A 20628-nucleotide genomic window follows, 5' to 3' on the forward strand; every position below is an offset into this window, starting at 1 on the left:
TTCCCGGACATGCGCCCAGGGGTTACCACAGCAACAGTGCACGCCACCTTACCGGCGACCATGCCCACCTAGGAACGACCAACCGGGGATGCCCCAAATAAGAGGCATCCCCGGTCGGATGTTCAAGCCATCGAGTTGTCCGAGTTGTCTCAGACGAGCTCAGTGACGGTGCCGCCGGCGGCGGCAATCTTCTCCTTGGCGGAGCCGGAGACGGCGTCAACCGAAACCTGCAGTGCCACGGAGATCTCGCCCTGTCCGAGGACCTTGACGAGGTGGTTGTTGCGCACCGCTCCCTTGGCGACCAGGTCGGCCACGGTGACCTCTCCACCCTCGGGGTAGAGCGTCGCGAGCTTGTCCAGGTTCACGACCTGGTACTCGGTGCGGAACGGGTTCTTGAAGCCCTTGAGCTTCGGGAGACGCATGTGGAGGGGCATCTGGCCACCCTCGAAGCGCTCCGGAACCTGGTAGCGGGCCTTCGTGCCCTTGGTGCCACGACCAGCGGTCTTACCCTTGGACGCCTCACCACGACCCACACGGGTCTTGGCGGTCTTGGCGCCCGGGGCAGGCCGGAGGTCGTGGGCCTTCAGCGGGTTGTTCTCCGCCATGTCAGTCGACCTCCTCAACCGTCACGAGGTGGCGGACGGTGTGAGCCATGCCGCGGAACTCGGGACGGTCCTCCTTGACAACCACGTCGTTCAGGCGCTTGAGCCCGAGCGAACGCAGGGTGTCGCGGTGGTTCTGCTTGCTGCCGATGTACGACTTCGTCTGCGTGATCTTGAGGCGAGCCATTACGCACCCGCTCCCGCACGTGCACGAAGCAGAGCCGCGGGGGCGACGTCCTCGAGCGGCAGACCACGGCGAGCCGCGATCTCCTCGGGACGCTGCAGGCCCTTGAGGGCCGCCACGGTCGCGTGCACGATGTTGATCGCGTTGTCGGAGCCGAGCGACTTCGACAGGATGTCGTGAACGCCGGCGCACTCCAGAACGGCGCGCACCGGGCCACCGGCGATAACACCGGTACCGGGGGAAGCAGGCTTCAGCAGGACGACGCCCGCAGCCTTCTCGCCCTGGATCGGGTGAGGAATGGTGCCCTGGATACGCGGAACCTTGAAGAAGTTCTTCTTGGCTTCTTCCACGCCCTTGGCAATGGCCGCGGGAACTTCCTTGGCCTTGCCGTAACCGACACCGACAGTGCCGTCACCATCGCCCACCACGACCAGCGCGGTGAAGCTGAAGCGACGACCACCCTTCACAACCTTGGCGACGCGGTTGATCGCGACAACGCGCTCAACGTACGCGGTCTTCTCGGCGGCAGCTGCGCCGCCGTCACGGCCCTTCCGGTCCCGCCGCTCGCCGCCACCGGCACCGCTTCCGCGGCGCTGGGGTCCAGCCATTGGATTTACCTCTCTCTGTTACGTCCGCTGTGCGTAGGAACCGGGGCTTAGAACTTCAGCCCGGCTTCACGGGCGGCGTCAGCCAGAGCGGCAATCCGCCCGGCGTACTGGTTACCACCGCGGTCAAACACGACGGCCTCGACGCCTGCGGCCTTGGCACGCTCAGCGACCAGGGCGCCGACCTGCTTGGCCTGGGCGCTCTTGTCACCCTCGCCGCCACGGATGGACACGTCCAGGGTCGACGCCGACGCGAGCGTGTGGCCCGCGATGTCGTCGATGACCTGAGCGACCATGTGGCGGTTGGAACGCGTCACGACCAAGCGCGGACGCTCCGGCGAACCGGAGATGTGCTTGCGGACGCGGATGTGGCGACGCTTGAGGGCGGCACGCTTGTAGGCGTCGCCCTTGGCGATCTTTACGCCGTATGCCATGGCTACTTACCAGCCTTTCCGACCTTGCGGCGGATGACCTCGCCGGCGTACTTGACGCCCTTGGCCTTGTACGGGTCAGGCTTCCGCAGCTTGCGGATCTTGGCCGCGGTCTCGCCGACCTTCTGCTTGTCGATGCCCTCGACGGTGAACTTCGTGGGGGACTCCACCTTGAAGGTGATGCCCTCCGGGGCCTCGATCAGGATCGGGTGGCTGTAGCCCAGGGCGAACTCCAGGTTGGAGCCCTTCGCCTGGACGCGGTAACCGACACCACTGATCTCGAGCGCCTTGATGTATCCCTGGGTCACACCGGTGATCATGTTCGCCACCAGCGTGCGGGACAGGCCGTGAAGGGCCTTGTTCTGACGCTCGTCGTTCGGGCGGACGACGTTCAGGACGCCGTCCTCACCCTTGGTGACCTCGATCGGCGCGGCAACGGTGTGCGTGAGGGTGCCCTTGGGGCCCTTCACCGCGACCGTACGGCCATCGATGGTGACGTCCACACCGGCGGGAACCTGGATGGGGAGCTTGCCGATTCGCGACATGAGCTATTCCTCCGTTCCCGACTACCAGACGTAGGCGAGGACTTCCCCACCTACGCCCTTCTTGCTGGCCTGCTGGCCGGTCAGGAGACCGTGGGACGTGGAGATGATCGCCACGCCCAGGCCGCCGAGAACCTTCGGCAGGTTGGTGGACTTTGCGTATACACGCAGACCCGGCTTCGAGATTCGCTTGATGCCGGCGATCGAGCGCTCGCGGTTCGGGCCGAACTTCAGCTCGAGGACGAGGTTCTTGCCGACCTCGGCGTCCTCGACCTTCCAGCCGGTGATGAAGCCCTCCTGCTGGAGGATCTCCGCGATGTGCGACTTGATCTTGCTGTGCGGCATCACGACGGAGTCGTGGTACGCCGAGTTCGCGTTACGCAGACGCGTGAGCATGTCTGCGATGGGATCAGTCATGGTCATGAATTGGCCTTCGGCCTCTCTCGCCGGGGTTTCCTGTATGCGCCATCCCTCTCCCCACTCAGTGGCGGGACGGGTGCGGTGCGGGGACCTACGGCGTAGTAAGTCGGTCCAGGGCGGCAGGCGCCCAACCCTTCAAGCCTACGGCATGAAGAGCCGGGCTCCTGCCGACCAGATGCTTACCGAGAGCTTCCGGGTAGTCCCAACGCCCAAAGGGCGAAGGAGATTTACCAGGAACTCTTGGTCACGCCCGGCAGCTCGCCACGGTGAGCCATCTCACGAAGGCACACGCGGCACAGGCCGAACTTGCGGTAGACGGAGTGGGGCCGGCCGCAGCGCTGGCAGCGGGTGTACCCGCGGACGCCGAACTTCGGCTTACGGGCGGCCTTAGCGATCAGAGCCTTCTTCGCCACGGTCAGTTCTCCTTGAACGGGAAGCCGAGGTGACGAAGGAGGGCACGACCCTCGTCGTCATTGGTCGCCGTGGTGACCACGGTGATGTCCATGCCCCGGACCCGGTCGATCTTGTCCTGGTCGATCTCGTGGAACATGACCTGCTCCGTGAGACCGAAGGTGTAGTTGCCACGGCCGTCGAACTGCTTCGGCGACAGGCCACGGAAGTCACGGATACGCGGCAGCGCGAGCGACAGCGTACGGTCCAGGAACTCCCACATCCGGTCACCGCGGAGGGTGACGTGGCAGCCGATCGGCTGACCCTCGCGCAGCTTGAACTGCGCGATGGACTTGCGGGCCTTGGTGACGGCCGGCTTCTGGCCGGTGATCGTGGTGAGGTCGCGCACGGCGCCATCGATCAGCTTGGAGTCGCGGGCGGCGTCGCCCACACCCATGTTGACCACGATCTTGACCAGGCCGGGGATCTGCATGACGTTCTCGTACGAGAACTCCTCACGCAGCTTGCCGGCGATTTCCTCGCGGTAGCGCGTCTTGAGACGCGGCGCAGTGGTGGCAGTCATCAGATGTCCTCACCGGTCCGCTTGGCAACGCGGATCTTGTTGCCCTCGTCGTCAAAGCGGTAGCCGACGCGGGTGACGACCTTCTTGCCGTCCTTCTCCACAACCAGCTGAACGTTGCTGACGTGAATCGGGGCCTCGGTGGTGACGATGCCGCCGGTCTGCGAACCGCGAGCCGTCTGACCGGCCTTGGTGTGCTTCTTGACCCGGTTGACACCCTCGACGAGGACGCGGTCCTGAGCGGGGTAGGCCACGACGACCTTGCCCTGCTTGCCCTTGTCCTTACCGGTGATGACCTGAACCAGGTCGCCCTTCTTGATCTTCATGCTTACAGCACCTCCGGCGCGAGCGAGATGATCTTCATGAACTTCTTCTCGCGCAGCTCACGGCCCACCGGGCCGAAGATACGGGTGCCGCGGGGGTCGCCGTCGTTCTTCAGAATGACGGCGGCGTTCTCGTCGAAGCGGATGTACGAGCCATCCTGACGACGACGCTCCTTGACGGTGCGAACGATGACGGCCTTGACGACGTCACCCTTCTTCACGTTGCCACCGGGGATCGCGTCCTTGACGGTGGCGACGATGACGTCACCGATGCCCGCGTAGCGGCGACCCGAACCACCGAGAACACGGATGGTGAGGATTTCCTTCGCACCCGTGTTGTCGGCGACGCGAAGTCGCGACTCCTGCTGGATCACGTCTATCTCCTGATCGTCTGCCGGTTCCCGGCGGGGTTCGAACCCTGAACGGGTCGAACCCCACCGAGCCTGGCGGAACTTGCCTGAGGGGAATGCCCCTCAGGAATTACTTGGCCTTCTCGAGGATCTCGACGACGCGCCAGCGCTTCGTCGCAGACAGCGGCCGGGTCTCCATGAGGAGGACACGGTCGCCGACGCCCGCAGCGTTCTGCTCGTCGTGAGCCTTCAGCTTGTTCGTACGGCGGATGACCTTGCCGTACAGGGCGTGCTTGACGCGGTCCTCGACAGCGACGACGACAGTCTTGTCCATCTTGTCGCTGACGACGAGACCCTCACGGGTCTTGCGGAAACCGCGGTCGGTGTTCGTCTCAGTCACAGTCTTCTCGCTCATCAGACGCTCTCCACCGTCTCGATGCCCAGCTCGCGCTCGCGCATCAGGGTGTAGATCCGGGCGATGTCCTTACGGACGGACTTGAGCCGACCGTGGTTCTCGAGCTGTCCGGTCGCCGCCTGGAAGCGGAGGTTGAACAGCTCTTCCTTGGCCTCGCGGAGCTTGTTGAGCAGCTCCTCGTTGCCCAGCTCGCGCAGCTCGGACGCCTTGGTTCCGGCCGACATCACGCCTCACCTGCCTCGCGCCGAACGATGCGGCACTTCATCGGAAGCTTGTGAGCAGCGCGGGTAAGCGCCTCACGAGCAATCTTCTCGTTCGGGTAGGACAGCTCGAACATCACCCGACCCGGCTTGACGTTCGCGATCCACCACTCGGGAGAACCCTTACCGGAACCCATGCGGGTCTCGGCGGGCTTCTTCGTCAGGGGACGGTCCGGGTAGATGTTGATCCAGACCTTGCCGCCACGCTTGATGTGGCGGGTCATCGCGATACGAGCTGCCTCGATCTGGCGGTTCGTCACGTACGCCGGGGTCAGCGCCTGGATGCCGTACTCGCCGAACGCAACCTGCGTGCCACCCTTGGACATACCGCTGCGCTTCGGGTGGTGCTGCTTGCGGTGCTTGACCCTACGGGGGATCAGCATTTCGGTCAGGCCTCCGTTCCGGTGCTCTCAGCCGGAGCAGCGGCGGCGGGAGCGTCGGCCTTGGGGGCCTCGGCTGCCGGCGCGGACTGCTGCGGCTTGCGACCGCGACCGCCACGCTCGCCACCGCGGCCACCGCGGCCGGCCGGGCGGTCAGCGCCGCCACGGGCCGGGCGGTTGCCTGCGCGGGCAGCAGCGTTCTCGGCGCGGACCTCGGCGATGTTCTTGACGTCGCCCTTGTAGATCCAGACCTTCACACCGATGCGGCCGAAGGTCGTCTTGGCCTCGAAGAAGCCGTAGTCGACGTTCGCGCGGAGCGTGTGCAGGGGCACGCGGCCCTCGCGGTAGAACTCCGAGCGGGACATCTCGGCGCCGCCGAGGCGGCCACCGCACTGGATCTTGATGCCCTTGGCGCCGGCCTTCATCGAGCTCTGCATGCTCTTGCGCATCGCACGACGGAAGGAGACGCGGGAGGAGAGCTGCTCGGCGACGGCCTGGGCCACCAGCTGAGCGTCCACCTCGGGGTTCTTGACCTCGAGGATGTTCAGCTGGACCTGCTTGCCGGTCAGCTTCTCCAGCTCGCCACGGATGCGGTCGGCCTCGGCGCCACGGCGACCGATGACGATGCCCGGGCGGGCGGTGTGGATGTCAACGCGGACGCGGTCGCGGGTGCGCTCGATCTCAACCTTCGAGATGCCGGCCCGCTCCATGCCCTTCGTCATCATGCGACGAATGGCGACGTCTTCCTTGACGTAGTCCTTGTACAGCTTGTCGGCGTACCAACGGGACTTGAAGTCCGTGGTAATGCCGAGTCGGAACCCGTGCGGGTTTACCTTCTGGCCCATTACCGGGTTCCTTCCTTGCTGCTGACGACCACGGTGATGTGGCTGGTCCGCTTACGGATCCGGTAGGCACGGCCCTGAGCACGCGGACGGAACCGCTTCAGGGTCGGGCCCTCGTCCACGTACGCCTCGCTGATGACCAGCGAAGAGGCGTCGGTGTGGTCGTAGTTGTGTGCAGCGTTGGCAATGGCGCTGTCCAGCACCTTGCCAACCGGCACGCTCGCGGCCTGCGGGGCGAAACGCAGGACCGCCTGAGCCTCCGTGGCATCCATGCCACGGATGAGGTCCACCACGCGGCGGGCCTTCATGGGCGTGACGCGGATGTACCGCGCCTGGGCCCTGGCTTCCATGGTTGTCCCTTCGGTGTAAGTCATAGTCGTTCCACTCCGCGGTTAGCGGCGCTTCGACTTCCGGTCGTCCTTGACGTGGCCGCGGAAGGTGCGAGTCGGCGAGAACTCGCCGAGCTTGTGGCCGACCATCGACTCGGTGACGAACACCGGGACGTGGATCTTGCCGTTGTGCACCGCGATGGTGTGACCCAGCATGGCCGGGACGATCATCGAGCGACGGGACCAGGTCTTGATGACGTTCTTGGTGCCTGCCTCGTTCTGTACGTCCACCTTCTTGATGAGGTGGCCGTCGACGAAGGGCCCCTTCTTGAGACTGCGCGGCATCTAAACCCGCTCCTAGCGCTTCTTGTTCGTCTTGCGGCGGCGGACGATGTACTTGCTCGATGCCTTCTTCGGCGAGCGAGTACGACCCTCCTTCTGACCCCACGGCGAGACCGGGTGGCGACCACCGGAGGTCTTGCCCTCACCACCACCGTGCGGGTGGTCAACCGGGTTCATCGCGACACCGCGGACGGTCGGGCGAACGCCCTTCCAGCGCATACGGCCGGCCTTGCCCCAGTTGATGTTCGACTGCTCGGCGTTGCCGACCTCGCCGATCGTGGCGCGGCAGCGGGCGTCGACCAGGCGGATCTCACCCGACGGCATACGAAGGTGGGCCATGGTGCCCTCCTTCGCCAGCAGCTGCACGGAGGCACCCGCGGAACGGGCGAACTTCGCGCCGCCGCCGGGCCGCAGCTCGATGGCGTGGATGGTCGTACCGACCGGGATGTTGCGCAGCGCCAGGTTGTTACCGGGCTTGATGTCGGCCGTCGGGCCGTTCTCGACCCGGTCGCCCTGCGTCAGTCCACGCGGGGCGATGATGTAGCGCTTCTCGCCGTCCGCGTAGTGCAGGAGCGCGATGCGCGCGGTGCGGTTGGGGTCGTACTCGATGTGCGCGACCTTGGCCGGCACGCCGTCCTTGTCGTGACGACGGAAGTCGATCACTCGGTAGGCGCGCTTGTGGCCACCGCCCTGGTGGCGAACGGTCACACGACCGGCGTTGTTACGGCCGCCCTTGCTGTGCAGGGGGCGGACCAGCGACTTCTCCGGCGTGGACCGCGTGATCTCGACAAAGTCGGCGACGCTGGAGCCACGACGGCCCGGGGTCGTCGGCTTGTACTTGCGGATACCCATTTCTCAGTCCTCGTCCGATTCCGGACGACTCGACCTCCGTCAGGAGGTCGGGCCGCCGAAGATGTCGATACGGTCGCCCTCGGCGAGGGTCACGATGGCGCGCTTGGTGTCAGCGCGCTTGCCGAAACCGGTCTTGGTGCGCTTGCGCTTACCCTGCCGGTTGATCGTGTTGACCCCGGTGACCTTGACCGAGAAGACCGCTTCCACGGCCTGCTTGATCTGGGTCTTGTTGGAGCCGGGCGCGACGATGAACGTGTACTTGTTCTCGTCGAGCAGCGCGTAGCTCTTCTCGGAAACGACCGGCTTGACGAGAACGTCGCGCGGGTCCGTGAAGGTCTTGCTGGTTACGGTCGCCTCGCTCATCAGGCGTCGCTCCCTTCGGTCTCATCGGCCTTGGGGCCAGACACGAAGGACTCGAAAGCGGCCTGGGTGAAGACCACGTCGTCGGAGACGATCACGTCGTACGTGTTGAGCTGGCCCGGCTCCAGGATGTGCACCTGGGGCAGGTTGCGGGCGGAAAGCCACGCGGCCTCGTCGGCGCGGTCGACGACCAGGAGCAGGTTCTTGCGCTCCGAGATCTTGCCGAGCAGCGTCTTCGCGGCCTTCGTGGAGACTGCACCGTCGACCACGCCGGTGACGACGTGGATACGGGAGTGGCGTGCCCGGTCGGAGAGGGCACCGCGCAGGGCGGCGGCCTTCATCTTCTTCGGGGTGCGCTGCGAGTAGTCACGCGGCTGCGGGCCGTGGACGACGCCGCCGCCGACGAACTGCGGTGCGCGGGTCGAACCCTGGCGGGCGCGGCCGGTGCCCTTCTGGCGGTACGGCTTGCGGCCACCACCACGGACTTCGCCGCGGCGCTTGGTCTTGTGCGTGCCCTGACGGGCAGCAGCCAGCTGAGCGACAACGACCTGGTGGATCAGCGGAACGCTGGTCTTCGCGTCGAAGATCTCCGCGGGGAGCTCGACGGTACCGGCCTTGACGCCTGCCGGCGAAAGGATGTCAATGGTGCTCATTACCTCAAGCCCCCTTGGCCGCGGTACGGACCAGGACGAGGCCGCCGTTCGGACCGGGGACTGCGCCCTTGATGAGGAGCAGACCCTTCTCCGCGTCAACCGCGTGGATGGTCAGGTTCTGGGTGGTGACACGCTCGTTGCCCATGCGACCCGCCATGCGCATGCCCTTGAAGACACGGCCGGGGGTGGCGCAGCCACCGATGGAGCCGGGCATACGGTGCACACGGTGGGCACCGTGGGACGCCTTGCCACCCTTGAAGTTGTGACGCTTCATCACACCGGCAAAGCCCTTGCCCTTGCTCTTGCCCGTGACGTCAACCTTGACGCCGGACTCGAACACTGCGGCAGTGACCTCCTGGCCCAGCGTGTACTCGCTGGCGTCAGGGGTGCGGAGCTCCACCAGGTGGCGGCGCGGGGTCACGTCGGCCTTGGCGAAGTGGCCCTTGAGGGGCTTGTTCACCTTGCGCGGGTCGATCTCGCCGAAGGCGATCTGGACCGACTCGTAACCGTCGCTGTCGTTGGTGCGGACCTGGGTGACGACGCAGGGCCCGGCCTTGACGACGGTCACCGGGACGACCCGGTTGTTCTCGTCCCAGACCTGGGTCATGCCGAGCTTCTCGCCCAGGACGCCCTTAATGTTCTTAGCCATCTCGCGCGTCACCTCAGAGCTTGATCTCGATGTCGACGCCGGCCGGCAGGTCGAGACGCATCAGCGAGTCAACCGTCTTCGGCGTGGGGTCGAGGATGTCGATGAGGCGCTTGTGCGTGCGCATCTCGAAGTGCTCGCGCGAGTCCTTGTACTTGTGCGGCGACTTGATGACGCAGTACACGTTCTTCTCAGTGGGCAGCGGCACCGGGCCTGCGACCGACGCACCAGTGCGGGTCACCGTCTCGACGATCTTCTTCGCCGAGGAGTCGATGACCTCGTGGTCGTAGGCCTTGAGCCGGATGCGGATCTTCTGTCCCGCCATGGCTACTAGTAGTCCTGTCTCTCGTAACGCTCTGGAACCCGGGGGTTCTCGAAACTCCTCCTCCGACCCACGCGGTCGGGCGTGTCGCATCCCCTCTACGCAGATCTCCCGAAGGATTTCCCAACCAAGGGGGTGCGGGCCGTGGACCGCGCTGTGCTCAATCAAGAGCGTCGGGGGTGGAACACCCACCGGGTGCCTGGTCGGCGCCCCACTTACGCTTCCCGAAAGATTCCCGTACGTCCGGCCCACATGGGCCGACGAGTACTGTGGGACTCGCTTCCGGTCCTCCCGGCGGGAGGCGCGCAGCATTGACACTCAACCGAGCAACCTGGTCAGTGTGCCATACGTGGCGGGAGCCTGGCCAATCCGGCCGAAGAGGTTACCCCGCGGGTGTTGCGTGTCAAACCGCGCCTCACCCAACGCCCTGCGCCGCGGCCGCGGGCGCCGCGGCCGACGCGCAGGCTCCGGCCGCGGCACTGGGGGTGCCCGGCGGGGACGCGGAGGCCCTCGGCCGGCTGACGGCCGTCGGGCAGTCGGGGGACGTCCGGCTCTCCGGCGTACTGGCCGCGCGACGACCGGCTGGACGCCGCACTGGCCGCCGGCGGGACCGTGGTGTGGGACGCGACCTCACTCGATCAGCAGCAGCGTTCCCTGGTGCACTCCGTCGCCCGGCGCCGGGACGCACTCGTCACCCACGCCGTGGTGCTCGTCGACGAGGACGAGCCGGCCCGGCGCGACGCCGCACGCGAGCACCCGGTGCCGCCCCGTGTCCTCGCCGCCCAGCTGCACCGCTTCGGCCCGCCGTATCCGGGCCAGGCGCACCGCACCTGGTACATCGGGGCGAGTGGGACCATCGAGGAGGAGGCGTAGCCGTGCGCACCAGCGAAGAGATCTACCACCGGGTGTGCTGGGACGCGCGCTTCGACCCCGCCCGTTTCGTGGTCGGGATCAGCCAGCGCGGCGCCCCGCCCGAGCGCATCCCGCTGCCCGCGTTCGTGCCGGGCGGCGAGATCCCCTGGCACCGGGTGCTGTTCTTCGAGGCCGACGGCGAGATCGTATGGAACCGGGCCACGGGCGTCGACCGGATCGACGACACGGACGCCGGGAGGGTGCGGGAGGCGCGCCGGCTGCGGGTGCCGTTCTTCACGGCCCGCACGCCGTACGCCTGGGACGGCGCCGACTGGGTCCCCGCGCGGACGCCCCGGGCTGCCGGGCCCGCGGGACGGCTGCGCGTACTGACCTGGAACACCCTGTGGGACCGCTACGACGCCGACCGCATCGGTACCGCCGTGCGCAGACCGCTGCTGATGACCGCACTGCGCGACGCCGACGCCGACGTCGTCGCGCTCCAGGAGGTGGAGCCCTCGCTGCTCACGCTGCTGCTCCAGGAGCCGTGGGTGCGTGAGACGTACACCCTGGGGACGGAGCCGGCCTCGCGGGACGTCGACGAGTGCGGTGTGCTGCTGCTGAGCAGGCTGCCCGTGCGGGAGGCCGGACACCACGCGCTCGGGCCGCACAAGGCGGTGGTCGCCCTCGTCGTGGAGACCGGCGCCGGGCCGGTCACGGTCGCCGCGACCCATCTGAGCAGCAACCACTCGGAGAACGGCGCAGAGCGGCGGGACGCCGAACTGACCCGGATCGCCGAGGGTCTGGCAGCCCTCGACGGCGACCTCGTCCTCATGGGCGACTTCAACGACGGCACCGAGGCGCCGGGCACGGTGCTCGGGATGCGCGACGTGTGGAGCGAGGCCCACGGCCCGGAGGACGCGACGCCGACGTTCGACCCGCGCGTCAATCCGCTGGCCGCGGTCTCCTCGCTGAGCGGGCGGGCGTCCCGGCTGGACCGGGTGCTGCTGCGCGCGGACGGGCTGCGGGTGCGGCGCGCCGAACTTCGCGGCGACGTCCCCACGGCCGAGGGCCTGTACGTCTCCGACCACTACGGCGTGCTGGCCGAACTGGCCCCTGTGGTCACGGAGAGCGCCGAGGTGCTGGACGTACCACCCACGGCCCGTACGGCACTGGCGTGGATCCCGCCGCAGGAGCTCTGGCCGCCGCTGCAGGCGATCCGGCGGGACCACGACCCGCAGATCCGCCGCTGGCCGCCGCATGTCAATCTGCTCTTCGGCTTCGTCCCCGAGTACACCTTCGAGCAGGCGGCCCCGTTGCTCGCCGCCGCAGCCGCCGCGTGTGCGCCCTTCGATGCGCGGCTGGCAGGTGTGCAGTGGTTCGGGCACCGCGAGGGGGCCACGGTGTGGCTGGACCCGGCGGCCGGGGGCGAGGAGCCGTGGGCCGGCCTGTGGGAGGAGCTGGTGCGGCGGTTCCCCACCTGTCGCGGCCACCACAGGGGCTTCACCCCGCACCTCAGCCTGGGTCGGACCACGGACCCGCACGCCCTGGCCGCCGAGTGCGGTTGGCGGCTCGATCCGATGCCGGTCCGGGTCGGGGAGCTGGCGCTGCTGTCGCGCCGTGGCGACGAGCCGATGCGGGTACGGGCGACGGTGGCGCTGGGCACGGGCGAGGTGCGCTGGGTACCGGACGCACAGTCGGCGGACGAGCCCTCCGCGCCCGGCCACGGGAACCCCGGCCCGGCCTCGGGTGGCGCCCACCCGGTCGCGGACGCCACCGGTGTCGTACGCCGCGTCCGCGAGGCACTCGCCGACGGGGTCGTCCATGTCGTCGGCTTCTGGCGCATGGGCTGCGCCCTGCCCGGCGCGGATCTGGATCTGGTGGCGGCGTTGCCGGGCGACGCCGAACTGACCGTCGTACGCGCCAAGTTGGCGGCGGCGCTGCCGGAGGCGGCGGACATCCGGGAGGTGACCGGAGCGCGGGTCCCCGGTCTGCGGACGGACGTCGGCGGCCTGCGCGTGGACCTGGTCGTGGTTCCCACCGGTCCGATGGACCCGGCCGATGCGGTGGAGCGCCGAGCGGAGTTGGGCGAGGCGGCGGCGGTCGCGCTCAGCGCGGTGAGCGACGCGGAGGCGGTGCTCACCCTGGCGGGCGACCGGCAGGACGCTTTCGCGCGACTGGCCCGGGAGGTCAAGGCGTGGGCGAAGGCACGCGGCCTGGACTCGGCGCCGTTCGGAGGACTTCCCGGCCTGGCGTGGTCCGTCCTGGTGGCCCGTACGGTCCGCGGGGCGGATGACCTCTCGCCCGACGTGCTGCTGCGGCACTTCTTCGTGACCTGGGCGACCTGGGACTGGCGCGTGCCGGTGGGTACGGCGGGACCGCGGGCACCGCAACGGCCGGTCACGATCACGACTCCGTCGGAGCCCGTACGCCCCTGTACCGACCAGGTCACGCCGGGCATGCGCGACCTGCTCACCCAGGAGCTGTTCCGCGCCTGGGAGCTGCTGGAGACGGACTCCCCCGGGCTGCTGTCGCCGCCGCCGCTGCACCGCCGCCACGCGGCCTGGGCGGTCGTGGCCGTACGCCCGGGACCGGACGAGGGCCGGGTGTACGGCCGAATGCGCGCTCTGCTCGGCGACCTGTCGGACATGGCCCCCGAGTGCCACGCCTGGCCCCGCCCGTTCGGCACGGACCCGGTCCGCTACGCGATCGGTCTCGGTCCGGTCCCTCCGGACCGCGCACTGGTCGAAGGGGTCGCGGAGCGCCGGCTGCGGGGACTCACCGGGGTCACGCTCACGCGCGTCGACGGCGGGGCCGTGCCGACCCTGCACTGACCGGACCGGGCGAGGACCCGATCGATGTCTTTGTGGTGCGCCGGTCCGGCGTGTAGCCGCGACAAGCGACGCGACCGCTCAGATCCCGTCTAATCTGCCGCGGGAAGCGGCACTGACCGGCTGCTTCGACGGAGTGAGCGGACGGAGCACGGGGCGTGAAGGATCAATTCGGCCTGGAACCGGGCCGTGCCGGGGTGCGGCGGCGCAGCGTCGTGGCGGCCGCCGCCGCAGCCGCCCTGATGGGCGTCGGCGCCTGTTCCGTATCGGCCCCCCGGCGCAGTGACCCCATGGCGGATCCGTCGCCCGGAATGGTGATCGGCGACGCGCGGCAGTCCCTGCTGATGCAGATCCTCGCCCACCCGGACGACGACCTGTACTTCATGAACCCGGACACCCAGCAGGCTCTGGACGCCGGGACCCCGGTGGTCTGTGTGTACCTCACCGCCGGTGAGGCCGTCGGCATCAACCTGATTCCCGGTGCACCGCGGCCCGCCGCCGACAAGGCGGCGTACTCCTCCGCCCGGCACCAGGGGCTCCGCCAGTCGTACGCGATGCAGCTCGGGCTGCCGATGTTCACCGCCTGGCAGAAGTCCGTCATCACGCCGGCGGACGGGCTCCGGGCCGAGATCAACACCCTGACGCACGGCGGGCGCCGGGTCGAACTGATCTTCCTCAATACGGCGATGCACACCGGTCGCGGCCGCCTGGGGCTGCCCAGCCTCTGGCACGACCGGGAGCTCGACCTACTCACCGTCGTCGCCGAGGGCTCACCGCTGAAGCGGGTGGGCTCGTACACGTACGACAAGATGATCAACGTCCTCGTCGGGCTCCTCGACCACTACCGGCCGACCCTCGTCCACACCATGGATCCGGACCCGGACATCCAGCACAGCACCGAGGCCGTCCGCCGCCGGGACAGCGAGCAGCCCGGCTACTCCGACCACCCCGACCACACCGCGACCGCCTCGTTCACCTGGGCGGCGCTGATCCGGTGGGTGGCCCGCGCCACCGGGGACGGTGGGCCCGTGCCGCGGTTCGTCACCACGGCGTACCGCGGCTACTACAACCGACACTGGCCGAAGAACCTGCCGTACCGCGTGCTGAAGGAGAAGGCGGCGCACCTCGTCCCGTACGGGGGCGGCGCCGACTGGCGGTGCGGGAACGTGGCGGGCTGCGGGGACTACAACGTGGGCGGCAACAGGCCGCTGACCAATCGGAAGGGCTGGGTCCGCTCCACCCATTACCGCTACCCGGGCCCCCGCCCCACCCTCGCCGCCGGAACGGACGGGCGGCTCACCGCGTACGGAGTCCTCGGACTGCGGGCGGTGCGGTGGCGCGAGAGCGCACCCGGCAGCGGGGTCTGGGACGATCCGTACGATCTCGGCGGCGGACCGCTGGCACCGGTGCTCGGCGGGGCGACGACGGCGGACGGCAGGCAACTGCTGTTCGGGCTGCGCTTCGCGGCGCTCGGCGGGCACGGGGCGGCCGACGAGCGGGAGATCGTGCTCCTCGAACAGGGCTCCCCGGCAGGCGCCTTCCGCGCCTGGCGGGGGCTGGGCAACCCGGAGCGGGACCAGGACCGCGGCCGCAGGATCGGCGTCCCGGTGGCGGTTACGGCGCCCGACGGGCGGGTCCATCTCTTCGTGCGGAACGCGGACAAGAGCGTGAGCACACGGGTGCGGGAACCGTCCGGGCAGTGGAGCGACTGGCGGGACATGGGCGGCGGGGAGGTCCAGGACGGACTGAGCGCCGTGGTGGACGGACAGGGCCTGGTCCATGTGTTCGCCGCCGGGCATTACGCGGTGCACCACTGGACGCAGGAGACACCCGGAGCCGAACTGACCGCCCATCCGCAGATCGACGGGGCGCCGGTGCCGGGCGACGGGCCGACCGCGCAGGTCGTCGCGGACGGGTCCGTGGAGCTGCTGTACCGGGCGGCGGCGCGGGCCGCACTGACGGTCGTCCGCGCGGGGGCGGCGGAGGAACGCACCGACTTCGACGGGTACGGGCCGGTGACCGTGGCCGGTTCGCCGTTCGGGCAGGTGCTGCTGGGCCGTACCGAGGAGGGCCGGATCCAGCTCCGTACCGGCGCGGGGCTTTCCGTACGCACCCGGGGACGGGTGGCGCTCGACGGTCCCGCGCTGTACGCGGGGGGCAGGGGGCGCGCGGCGGTGGTGGGGCTGGGGCCGGATGCCCGCCCCTGGTTCTGGCGTCCCCAGCAGGCATGACGACGCAGGTGGGCACCTGCCCGAAGGCAGCGGCTGACATCCTTTGAGACCAGCGACAACGTGACCGAGGTCGGAACCGTCGAGCCGCCTGAGGCGGTGCCGTCGAAGTCTGTGGACGACCAGCTGATTGACGAGCTGGTGGGCCATGCCCAGGGCCGGACCCGGCACCCGGACACGCCCCGAGGCCCCGCACCGCAGCGGGACGCCGTGAGCTGACCAGGGACACACGCGACGTCGTCACACGCCGAAGGGCCCCGGTCCACCGCTTGCGCGGCGGGCCGGGGCCCTTCTTGGTGCTCTGTGCGGAGCTACCAGGTCAGACAGTCAGGTAATTACTTGACGATCTTGGTGACCTGGCCGGCGCCCACGGTCCGGCCACCCTCACGGATGGCGAACTTCAGGCCCTCTTCCATGGCGACCGGCTGGATCAGCACGACGTTCATGACGGTGTTGTCGCCCGGCATGACCATCTCGGTGCCCTCGGGAAGGGTCACAACGCCCGTCACGTCCGTGGTACGGAAGTAGAACTGCGGGCGGTAGTTGTTGAAGAACGGGGTGTGACGGCCACCCTCGTCCTTCGACAGGATGTAGGCCTGGGCCTCGAACTCGGTGTGCGGCGTGACCGAACCGGGCTTGATGATGACCTGGCCGCGCTCGACGTCCTCGCGCTTGATGCCACGGAGGAGCAGACCGACGTTCTCACCGGCCTGGCCCTCGTCGAGCAGCTTGCGGAACATCTCGATGCCGGTGACCGTGGTGGTGGTCTTCTCCTGCTTGATACCGACGATGTCGACGGTCTCGTTGACCTTCAGGACACCACGCTCGATACGGCCGGTGACGACGGTGCCACGACCGGTGATCGTGAAGACGTCCTCGATCGGCATCAGGAACGGCTTGTCGACGTCGCGCTCGGGCTGCGGGATCGACTCGTCGACGGCCTTCATCAGGTCGAGGACGGTCTGGCCCCACTCCTTGTCGCCCTCAAGAGCCTTGAGCGCCGAGACCTTGACGACCGGCAGGTCGTCGCCCGGGAACTCGTACTCGGAGAGGAGCTCACGGACCTCGAGCTCGACGAGCTCCAGGATCTCCTCGTCGTCCACCATGTCGGCCTTGTTCAGGGCGACGACGATGTACGGAACGCCGACCTGGCGGGCCAGGAGCACGTGCTCCTTGGTCTGCGGCATCGGGCCGTCGGTGGCGGCGACCACGAGGATGGCGCCGTCCATCTGCGCGGCACCCGTGATCATGTTCTTGATGTAGTCCGCGTGACCCGGGCAGTCGACGTGCGCGTAGTGACGCGACTCCGTCTGGTACTCGACGTGCGCGATCGAGATCGTGATACCGCGCTGGCGCTCCTCAGGAGCCTTGTCGATCTGGTCGAAGGCCGAGGCCTCGTTCAGGTCCGGGTACGCGTCGTGCAGCACCTTGGTAATGGCGGCCGTGAGGGTCGTCTTACCGTGGTCAATGTGACCGATGGTGCCGATGTTGACGTGCGGCTTAGTCCGCTCGAACTTCGCCTTCGCCACTGGGTCCTCCTGTGGAGTGGTTCTGTACGCCTTGCTTCATCGGCGCCAGGTGATCTTTGCTGGGATGCCGGGGCCAGGGGCATTCACCGCATTGCTTGCGCTCTGCGACGAATGCCCCATCAGGCTCCGGTGACAAGCCTAAAGCGTGAGCTCGGGAGAGTTACTCGCCCTTGGCCTTCGCGATGATCTCCTCGGCGACGTTCCGCGGAACCTCGGCGTAGGAGTCGAACTGCATCGAGTAGCTTGCGCGACCCGAGGTCTTGCTGCGGAGGTCTCCGACGTAGCCGAACATCTCCGAGAGGGGCACGAGGCCCTTCACGACGCGAGCGCCGCTGCGCTCCTCCATGGCCTGGATCTGGCCACGGCGGGAGTTGAGGTCGCCGATCACATCGCCCATGTAGTCCTCGGGCGTGGTGACCTCGACGGCCATCATCGGCTCGAGGAGCACGGGGGACGCCTTGCGGGCACCCTCCTTGAACGCCTGCGAACCGGCGATCTTGAAGGCGAGCTCGGAGGAGTCGACCTCGTGGTAACCACCGTCGAGAAGGGTGACGCGGACGCCGACCATCTCGTAACCGGCCAGGATGCCGAACTGCATGGCTTCCTGAGCACCCGCGTCCACCGAGGGGATGTACTCACGGGGGATGCGGCCACCGGTGACCTTGTTGACGAACTCGTAGGACGCGTCGCCACCCTCGATGGGCTCAAGGGCGATCTGCACCTTCGCGAACTGGCCGGTACCACCAGTCTGCTTCTTGTGCGTGTAGTCGATGCGCTCGACGGCCTTGCGGATCGTCTCGCGGTACGCGACCTGCGGCTTGCCGACGTTCGCCTCGACGCGGAACTCGCGCTTCATGCGGTCGACGAGCACCTCGAGGTGAAGCTCGCCCATACCACCGATGATGGTCTGGCCGGTCTCCTCGTCGGAGTGCACCTGGAAGGACGGGTCCTCCTCGGAGAGGCGCTGGATGGCGACACCCAGCTTCTCCTGGTCACCCTTGGACTTGGGCTCGATGGCGACCTGGATGACCGGCGCCGGGAAGTCCATGGACTCCAGGATCACCGGGTTCTTCTCGTCGCACAGCGTCTCACCGGTGGTGGTCTGCTTCAGGCCCATGACGGCGATGATGTCACCGGCGCCCACCGACGCGATCTCCTCACGCTTGTTCGCGTGCATACGGTAGATCTTGCCGATGCGCTCCTTCTTGCCCTTGACCGAGTTCAGCACCGCGGTGCCGGCCTCGAGGCGACCGGAGTAGATCCGGACGAAGGTGAGCTTGCCGAGGTGCGGGTCGCTCGCGATCTTGAACGCCAGGCCGGAGAACGGCTCGTCGTCCGAGGGCATGCGCTTGACGACAACCTCGGGGTCCTTGACGTCGTGGCCCTCGATGGCCTCGACGTCCAGGGGGGAAGGCAGGTAGCGGACGACCGCGTCGAGCAGGGGCTGGACGCCCTTGTTCTTGAACGCCGTGCCACAGAACACCGGGGTGACGGTGACGGAGCCCGCGCCGCCCTTCGATGCGAGGGTGATCCGACGGATCGCCTCGTGCAGCTGCTCCTCGGTGGGCTCGACGCCCTCGAGGTACAGCTCCATCATCTGGTCGTCGTTCTCGGAGACGGCCTCGAGCAGCTTGCCGCGCCACTCCTGAGCTGCCTCGATGTGGGTGTCCGGGATGTCGACGGTGTCGTACATCTCGCCCTTGACGGCCTCTTCCGGCCACACAAAGGCCTTCATCGACACGAGGTCGACGACGCCCTTGAAGTCGGCCTCGGCGCCGATGGGGAGCTGCATGACGAGCGGGACCGCACCGAGGCGGTCGACGATCATGTCGACGCAGCGGTGGAACTCGGCACCCGTGCGGTCGAGCTTGTTGACGAAGCAGATACGCGGAACGCCGTAGCGGTCCGCCTGACGCCAGACAGTCTCGGACTGCGGCTCGACGCCCGCCACACCGTCGAACACGGTGACAGCGCCGTCGAGGACGCGGAGCGAACGCTCCACCTCGACGGTGAAGTCGACGTGACCCGGGGTGTCGATGATGTTGATGGTGTGGTCAACATCATTGAGCGGCCAGTGGCAGGTCGTCGCGGCGGACGTGATCGTGATGCCGCGCTCCTGCTCCTGCTCCATCCAGTCCATCGTGGCTGCGCCGTCGTGGACTTCACCGATCTTGTAAGAAACACCGGTGTAGAAGAGGATCCGCTCAGTGGTGGTCGTCTTGCCCGCGTCGATGTGGGCCATGATCCCAATGTTGCGGACCTTGGCCAGGTCAAGCGAAGTGGTGGCCATAAGGCTCAATCTTCTCTCGGTCTCGATGTGGGTAGCGACTACCAGCGGTAGTGCGCGAAGGCCTTGTTGGACTCGGCCATCTTGTGGGTGTCCTCGCGCTTCTTGACAGCAGCGCCAAGACCGTTGGAGGCGTCGAGCAGCTCGTTCATGAGGCGCTCGGTCATCGTCTTCTCGCGGCGGGCGCGGGAGTAACCCACGACCCAGCGCAGCGCGAGGGTGGCGGCGCGACCGGGCTTGACCTCGATCGGCACCTGGTAGGTGGCGCCACCGACACGGCGGGACTTGACCTCGAGCGAGGGCTTGACGTTCTCAAGCGCGCGCTTCAGCGTGATGACCGGGTCGTTGCCGGTCTTCTCGCGGAGGCCTTCCATGGCGCCGTACACGATCCGCTCGGCGGTGGAACGCTTGCCGTTGAGCAGGATCTTGTTGATCAGCGAGGTGACAAGAGGAGAACCGTAGACCGGGTCGATGATGACCGGGCGCTTCGGGGCGGGGCCCTTACGAGGCATTCTTACTTCTCCTTCTTGGCGCCGTAGCGGCTGCGGGCCTGCTTGCGGTTCTTGACACCCTGGGTGTCAAGGGAGCCGCGGATGATCTTGTAACGAACACCCGGCAGGTCCTTCACACGGCCACCACGCACGAGCACGATGGAGTGCTCCTGCAGGTTGTGTCCCTCACCCGGGATGTAGGCCGTAACCTCGATACCGGAGGTCAGACGCACACGCGCGACCTTACGGAGGGCCGAGTTCGGCTTCTTCGGGGTGGTCGTGAACACACGCGTGCAGACGCCGCGGCGCTGGGGCGAACCCTCAAGCGCGGGCGTCTTGTTCTTCTCGACCTTGTCCTGCCGGCCCTTCCGGACCAGCTGCTGGATCGTAGGCACTACTTCTCCGGTTTCTGTGTGCCGTTCGTGAAACTAACCTGGAACGTCACCGACCCACGCGGTCGGGTGTGTCGAATGCTGCGGACTCCCGCCCGAGGGCAGAAGAGGCACAGATCACGGTGGCCACTGACGGGCTCGCCGTGCGGTTGAGGACACGCACACGAGCCCAGGCACACCCCAGGCACAAGGT

The 20628-nt window shown here is 67.8% G+C and carries 28 protein-coding genes and 1 pseudogene; 4 read left to right on the top strand and 25 right to left on the bottom strand.

Annotated features, from left to right (window positions below; all coding sequences use genetic code 11):
- Positions 1-149: 149 nt before the first annotated feature.
- The 21 genes from rplO to rpsJ all read right to left on the bottom strand — a co-directional run bounded on the left by rplO (position 150) and on the right by rpsJ (position 9831).
- Complete coding sequence (gene rplO, locus AB0915_RS05540) at positions 150-605, bottom strand: 50S ribosomal protein L15 (protein WP_037688017.1); 456 nt, start codon at positions 603-605, stop codon at positions 150-152.
- A gap of 1 nt (position 606) precedes the next feature.
- A complete protein-coding gene (gene rpmD / locus AB0915_RS05545; RefSeq protein ID WP_030914154.1) occupies positions 607-789 on the bottom strand; it encodes a 50S ribosomal protein L30 in 183 nt (60 codons plus the stop codon).
- Positions 789-1394, bottom strand: coding sequence for a 30S ribosomal protein S5 (gene rpsE / locus AB0915_RS05550; protein ID WP_030914151.1), 606 nt, complete (start codon positions 1392-1394; stop codon positions 789-791). Before rpsE ends, rpmD begins: the two co-directional genes overlap by 1 nt.
- 47 nt (positions 1395-1441) lie before the next feature.
- A complete protein-coding gene (gene rplR, locus AB0915_RS05555) occupies positions 1442-1825 on the bottom strand; it encodes a 50S ribosomal protein L18 (protein WP_030914149.1) in 384 nt (127 codons plus the stop codon).
- A gap of 2 nt (positions 1826-1827) precedes the next feature.
- The gene (rplF, locus tag AB0915_RS05560; RefSeq protein ID WP_366689848.1) at positions 1828-2367 is read right to left on the bottom strand and encodes a 50S ribosomal protein L6; all 540 of its coding nucleotides are present in this window, start codon (positions 2365-2367) and stop codon (positions 1828-1830) included.
- Between the two features lie 21 nt (positions 2368-2388).
- On the bottom strand, positions 2389-2787 hold the full coding sequence (gene rpsH / locus AB0915_RS05565; RefSeq protein WP_037688013.1) for a 30S ribosomal protein S8: 399 nt from the start codon (positions 2785-2787) through the stop codon (positions 2389-2391).
- Positions 2788-3011: 224 nt separating this feature from the next.
- Positions 3012-3197, bottom strand: a complete 186-nt coding sequence (locus tag AB0915_RS05570; RefSeq protein ID WP_003948630.1) for a type Z 30S ribosomal protein S14 — start codon at positions 3195-3197, stop codon at positions 3012-3014.
- A gap of 2 nt (positions 3198-3199) precedes the next feature.
- Positions 3200-3757, bottom strand: a complete 558-nt coding sequence (gene rplE, locus AB0915_RS05575; protein ID WP_037688009.1) for a 50S ribosomal protein L5 — start codon at positions 3755-3757, stop codon at positions 3200-3202.
- Complete coding sequence (rplX, locus tag AB0915_RS05580; RefSeq protein WP_351786066.1) at positions 3757-4080, bottom strand: 50S ribosomal protein L24; 324 nt, start codon at positions 4078-4080, stop codon at positions 3757-3759. Before rplX ends, rplE begins: the two co-directional genes overlap by 1 nt.
- A gap of 2 nt (positions 4081-4082) precedes the next feature.
- Entirely contained in the window at positions 4083-4451 is a 369-nt protein-coding gene (gene rplN, locus AB0915_RS05585; protein WP_003966950.1) for a 50S ribosomal protein L14, read from the bottom strand.
- Between the two features lie 106 nt (positions 4452-4557).
- Positions 4558-4842, bottom strand: a complete 285-nt coding sequence (gene rpsQ, locus AB0915_RS05590) for a 30S ribosomal protein S17 (RefSeq protein WP_030977953.1) — start codon at positions 4840-4842, stop codon at positions 4558-4560.
- Positions 4842-5066: a 50S ribosomal protein L29 gene (rpmC, locus tag AB0915_RS05595; protein WP_014047786.1), complete on the bottom strand. Its 225-nt coding sequence runs from the start codon at positions 5064-5066 to the stop codon at positions 4842-4844. Before rpmC ends, rpsQ begins: the two co-directional genes overlap by 1 nt.
- On the bottom strand, positions 5066-5485 hold the full coding sequence (rplP, locus tag AB0915_RS05600) for a 50S ribosomal protein L16 (protein WP_072485538.1): 420 nt from the start codon (positions 5483-5485) through the stop codon (positions 5066-5068). Before rplP ends, rpmC begins: the two co-directional genes overlap by 1 nt.
- 5 nt (positions 5486-5490) lie before the next feature.
- Positions 5491-6327 carry a 30S ribosomal protein S3 gene (gene rpsC, locus AB0915_RS05605; RefSeq protein ID WP_037688007.1) on the bottom strand — a complete coding sequence of 279 codons (837 nt, stop codon included), beginning with the start codon at positions 6325-6327 and terminating at the stop codon, positions 5491-5493.
- Positions 6327-6674 (bottom strand): 50S ribosomal protein L22, encoded by a 348-nt coding sequence (gene rplV / locus AB0915_RS05610; protein WP_004571827.1) that lies wholly within the window; start codon positions 6672-6674, stop codon positions 6327-6329. The genes rpsC and rplV overlap by 1 nt, the downstream gene beginning before the upstream one ends.
- Positions 6675-6716: 42 nt before the next feature.
- The gene (gene rpsS / locus AB0915_RS05615) at positions 6717-6998 is read right to left on the bottom strand and encodes a 30S ribosomal protein S19 (protein ID WP_003966956.1); all 282 of its coding nucleotides are present in this window, start codon (positions 6996-6998) and stop codon (positions 6717-6719) included.
- Between the two features lie 12 nt (positions 6999-7010).
- Positions 7011-7847, bottom strand: coding sequence for a 50S ribosomal protein L2 (gene rplB / locus AB0915_RS05620; RefSeq protein ID WP_266982598.1), 837 nt, complete (start codon positions 7845-7847; stop codon positions 7011-7013).
- A 39-nt stretch (positions 7848-7886) separates the two neighbouring features.
- Positions 7887-8210 carry a 50S ribosomal protein L23 gene (gene rplW, locus AB0915_RS05625; RefSeq protein WP_037688005.1) on the bottom strand — a complete coding sequence of 108 codons (324 nt, stop codon included), beginning with the start codon at positions 8208-8210 and terminating at the stop codon, positions 7887-7889.
- Positions 8210-8860, bottom strand: coding sequence for a 50S ribosomal protein L4 (gene rplD / locus AB0915_RS05630; RefSeq protein ID WP_366133247.1), 651 nt, complete (start codon positions 8858-8860; stop codon positions 8210-8212). The genes rplW and rplD overlap by 1 nt, the downstream gene beginning before the upstream one ends.
- A gap of 4 nt (positions 8861-8864) precedes the next feature.
- Positions 8865-9509: a 50S ribosomal protein L3 gene (rplC, locus tag AB0915_RS05635; protein WP_030914132.1), complete on the bottom strand. Its 645-nt coding sequence runs from the start codon at positions 9507-9509 to the stop codon at positions 8865-8867.
- Between the two features lie 13 nt (positions 9510-9522).
- Complete coding sequence (rpsJ, locus tag AB0915_RS05640; protein WP_003948644.1) at positions 9523-9831, bottom strand: 30S ribosomal protein S10; 309 nt, start codon at positions 9829-9831, stop codon at positions 9523-9525.
- 573 nt (positions 9832-10404) lie between these two features.
- Between rpsJ and AB0915_RS05645 the strand changes: the two are divergent.
- From AB0915_RS05645 to AB0915_RS05660, 4 genes and pseudogenes are all read left to right on the top strand, one after another.
- Positions 10405-10701 (top strand): annotated as a pseudogene (locus AB0915_RS05645) (AAA family ATPase); the annotation flags it as partial.
- A 2-nt stretch (positions 10702-10703) separates the two neighbouring features.
- Positions 10704-13511, top strand: coding sequence for a poly(A) polymerase (locus AB0915_RS05650; protein WP_366689849.1), 2808 nt, complete (start codon positions 10704-10706; stop codon positions 13509-13511).
- Between the two features lie 239 nt (positions 13512-13750).
- Entirely contained in the window at positions 13751-15739 is a 1989-nt protein-coding gene (locus AB0915_RS05655) for a PIG-L family deacetylase (RefSeq protein WP_366689896.1), read from the top strand.
- Between the two features lie 60 nt (positions 15740-15799).
- Positions 15800-15955: a hypothetical protein gene (locus tag AB0915_RS05660; protein WP_366689850.1), complete on the top strand. Its 156-nt coding sequence runs from the start codon at positions 15800-15802 to the stop codon at positions 15953-15955.
- A 116-nt stretch (positions 15956-16071) separates the two neighbouring features.
- Here the strand turns inward: AB0915_RS05660 and tuf are convergent, their stop codons facing one another.
- The 4 genes from tuf to rpsL all read right to left on the bottom strand — a co-directional run bounded on the left by tuf (position 16072) and on the right by rpsL (position 20438).
- Positions 16072-17265, bottom strand: coding sequence for an elongation factor Tu (gene tuf, locus AB0915_RS05665; RefSeq protein WP_266358734.1), 1194 nt, complete (start codon positions 17263-17265; stop codon positions 16072-16074).
- A gap of 160 nt (positions 17266-17425) precedes the next feature.
- Entirely contained in the window at positions 17426-19555 is a 2130-nt protein-coding gene (gene fusA, locus AB0915_RS05670; protein WP_366689851.1) for an elongation factor G, read from the bottom strand.
- A gap of 38 nt (positions 19556-19593) precedes the next feature.
- Complete coding sequence (gene rpsG, locus AB0915_RS05675; RefSeq protein WP_030977935.1) at positions 19594-20064, bottom strand: 30S ribosomal protein S7; 471 nt, start codon at positions 20062-20064, stop codon at positions 19594-19596.
- 2 nt (positions 20065-20066) lie between these two features.
- Positions 20067-20438 carry a 30S ribosomal protein S12 gene (gene rpsL, locus AB0915_RS05680; RefSeq protein ID WP_003948652.1) on the bottom strand — a complete coding sequence of 124 codons (372 nt, stop codon included), beginning with the start codon at positions 20436-20438 and terminating at the stop codon, positions 20067-20069.
- Between the last annotated feature and the right edge of the window lie 190 nt (positions 20439-20628).

This window comes from Streptomyces sp. NPDC048411, assembly GCF_040704695.1.
Classification (GTDB): Bacteria; Actinomycetota; Actinomycetes; order Streptomycetales; family Streptomycetaceae; genus Streptomyces.

What these genes read in the sequence shown, in the direction of transcription:
- fusA (WP_366689851.1), bottom strand. Translation starts at nt 19,555, where the DNA reads ATGGCCACCACTTCGCTTGACCTGGCCAAGGTCCGCAACATTGGGATC.
- rplX (WP_351786066.1), bottom strand. Translation starts at nt 4,080, where the DNA reads ATGAAGATCAAGAAGGGCGACCTGGTTCAGGTCATCACCGGTAAGGAC.
- rpsJ (WP_003948644.1), bottom strand. Translation starts at nt 9,831, where the DNA reads ATGGCGGGACAGAAGATCCGCATCCGGCTCAAGGCCTACGACCACGAG.
- rpsH (WP_037688013.1), bottom strand. Translation starts at nt 2,787, where the DNA reads ATGACCATGACTGATCCCATCGCAGACATGCTCACGCGTCTGCGTAAC.
- rpsG (WP_030977935.1), bottom strand. Translation starts at nt 20,064, where the DNA reads ATGCCTCGTAAGGGCCCCGCCCCGAAGCGCCCGGTCATCATCGACCCG.
- rpsS (WP_003966956.1), bottom strand. Translation starts at nt 6,998, where the DNA reads ATGCCGCGCAGTCTCAAGAAGGGGCCCTTCGTCGACGGCCACCTCATC.
- rplV (WP_004571827.1), bottom strand. Translation starts at nt 6,674, where the DNA reads ATGGAAGCCAGGGCCCAGGCGCGGTACATCCGCGTCACGCCCATGAAG.
- rplC (WP_030914132.1), bottom strand. Translation starts at nt 9,509, where the DNA reads ATGGCTAAGAACATTAAGGGCGTCCTGGGCGAGAAGCTCGGCATGACC.
- rpmD (WP_030914154.1), bottom strand. Translation starts at nt 789, where the DNA reads ATGGCTCGCCTCAAGATCACGCAGACGAAGTCGTACATCGGCAGCAAG.
- AB0915_RS05655 (WP_366689896.1), top strand. Translation starts at nt 13,751, where the DNA reads ATGGGCGTCGGCGCCTGTTCCGTATCGGCCCCCCGGCGCAGTGACCCC.
- rpsE (WP_030914151.1), bottom strand. Translation starts at nt 1,394, where the DNA reads ATGGCTGGACCCCAGCGCCGCGGAAGCGGTGCCGGTGGCGGCGAGCGG.
- rplO (WP_037688017.1), bottom strand. Translation starts at nt 605, where the DNA reads ATGGCGGAGAACAACCCGCTGAAGGCCCACGACCTCCGGCCTGCCCCG.
- rplE (WP_037688009.1), bottom strand. Translation starts at nt 3,757, where the DNA reads ATGACTGCCACCACTGCGCCGCGTCTCAAGACGCGCTACCGCGAGGAA.
- rplD (WP_366133247.1), bottom strand. Translation starts at nt 8,860, where the DNA reads ATGAGCACCATTGACATCCTTTCGCCGGCAGGCGTCAAGGCCGGTACC.
- rplR (WP_030914149.1), bottom strand. Translation starts at nt 1,825, where the DNA reads ATGGCATACGGCGTAAAGATCGCCAAGGGCGACGCCTACAAGCGTGCC.
- rplF (WP_366689848.1), bottom strand. Translation starts at nt 2,367, where the DNA reads ATGTCGCGAATCGGCAAGCTCCCCATCCAGGTTCCCGCCGGTGTGGAC.
- rpsQ (WP_030977953.1), bottom strand. Translation starts at nt 4,842, where the DNA reads ATGAGCGAGAAGACTGTGACTGAGACGAACACCGACCGCGGTTTCCGC.
- rplW (WP_037688005.1), bottom strand. Translation starts at nt 8,210, where the DNA reads ATGAGCGAGGCGACCGTAACCAGCAAGACCTTCACGGACCCGCGCGAC.
- rplB (WP_266982598.1), bottom strand. Translation starts at nt 7,847, where the DNA reads ATGGGTATCCGCAAGTACAAGCCGACGACCCCGGGCCGTCGTGGCTCC.
- rpsC (WP_037688007.1), bottom strand. Translation starts at nt 6,327, where the DNA reads ATGGGCCAGAAGGTAAACCCGCACGGGTTCCGACTCGGCATTACCACG.
- rplP (WP_072485538.1), bottom strand. Translation starts at nt 5,485, where the DNA reads ATGCTGATCCCCCGTAGGGTCAAGCACCGCAAGCAGCACCACCCGAAG.
- rpmC (WP_014047786.1), bottom strand. Translation starts at nt 5,066, where the DNA reads ATGTCGGCCGGAACCAAGGCGTCCGAGCTGCGCGAGCTGGGCAACGAG.